The 1,308-nt window shown below is 43.0% G+C and carries 1 protein-coding gene and 1 pseudogene; both read left to right on the forward strand.

The features are described from left to right. Nucleotides 1-150 precede the first annotated feature (150 nt). Nucleotides 151-927 (forward strand): lipopolysaccharide biosynthesis protein RfbH, encoded by a 777-nt coding sequence (gene rfbH / locus O9332_RS09895; RefSeq protein ID WP_288025206.1) that lies wholly within the window; start codon nt 151-153, stop codon nt 925-927. A gap of 61 nt (nt 928-988) precedes the next feature. Beyond that, nucleotides 989-1,308: pseudogene (locus O9332_RS09900) on the forward strand (hypothetical protein); the annotation flags it as partial.

Here is a 1,308-nt window from a genome sequence, read left to right on the forward strand (position 1 = left end):
CTTTCAGCTTTTGGGCAGTTTTGATATAAAGGGCTTTCAGACTATCGGTTAGTTGAATCAGGGATGCTGGTTTCATGCGAGTTCCTCACTCTGAGGATTTTCCCGTTATTATAGGATCAATCATTCTCTGTAATTCTCTTAGAAGCGGTGATGGCTTTTGCCGAAAAACATGACCTCTGGGTAGTCGAGGATAACTGTGACGCGGTGGGAAGTCTTTACAAAGGGCAAAAAACCGGCACCTTTGGGCATTTAGCAACGGTTAGCTTTTATCCTGCCCATCACATGACTATGGGAGAAGGGGGCGCGGTTTTAACCAGTGATACCCGCTTGAAAAAGATTGTCGAGTCATTCCGTGACTGGGGCAGAGATTGTTGGTGTCCTCCGGGGGTAGATAATACCTGTAATAAGCGCTTCGGTTGGCAGTTAGGAGATTTACCCTTTGGCTATGACCATAAGTACACCTATTCTCATGTGGGTTATAACCTGAAGATGACGGATATGCAAGCCGCCGTCGGGGTAGCGCAACTGGATAAATTGCCAGGATTTATCAAAAAGCGCCTGGAAAATTTCGACTTTTTGCATCAAAAGTTACAGGAGCTTCAGGATGTTTTAATTCTGCCTGAAGCCAGCCCCGATTCTGAACCGAGTTGGTTCGGGTTTCCAATTTTTGTTAAGGAAAATGCGCCTTTTAGCCGCAATGATTTAGTTAAGCATTTGGAGGAAAAACGCATCGGCACAAGGCTATTATTTGGGGGAAATTTACTGCGCCAGCCTCTTTATAAGGGGTTAAATTATCGAGTTGTTGGGGATTTAAGCAATGCCGATAAAATCATGAGTAGTGTTTTTTGGCTGGGCATTTATCCCGGATTAACGGGGGAAATGTTAGAATATGTTGTCTTGACGCTAAAAAATTTCTGTCAAGGGTGATTAAGGGAAAACCGACTTTTTTTAAGTATTCTTGGCTTTTCTTAATGAAAAAGAGATAAACATGACACCATCTGCTATTGATTTACCGACAAAATCAACGATAATCACCTGGGAAAAACTGCCAGATGATTTTATTCTACCTGACGAACCTGTGGACAACAACTTGCAGCCCCTATTAGCAGCCGCTTTACGAGAATCGTTAGAATTAGCAGGACTAATTCTAGAATCGATGCTAATTGCCTCTAATTTTGGCTTGTGTGCTACCGTTAAAACTCAAACTGTTGTCAAAGCACCTGATTGGGTTTATATTCCCTCGGTAAAACCGATTCCTGGCGGAAAAATTCGGCGCAGTTATACTCCCCATCTTGAAGGAGAAATTCC

Source organism: Microcystis sp. LE19-10.1B, assembly GCF_027530565.1.
Lineage (GTDB): Bacteria > Cyanobacteriota > Cyanobacteriia > Cyanobacteriales > Microcystaceae > Microcystis > Microcystis aeruginosa.

Excerpts from the sequence above, each read along its gene's own strand:
- rfbH (WP_288025206.1), top strand. The coding sequence starts at position 151 with ATGGCTTTTGCCGAAAAACATGACCTCTGGGTAGTCGAGGATAACTGT.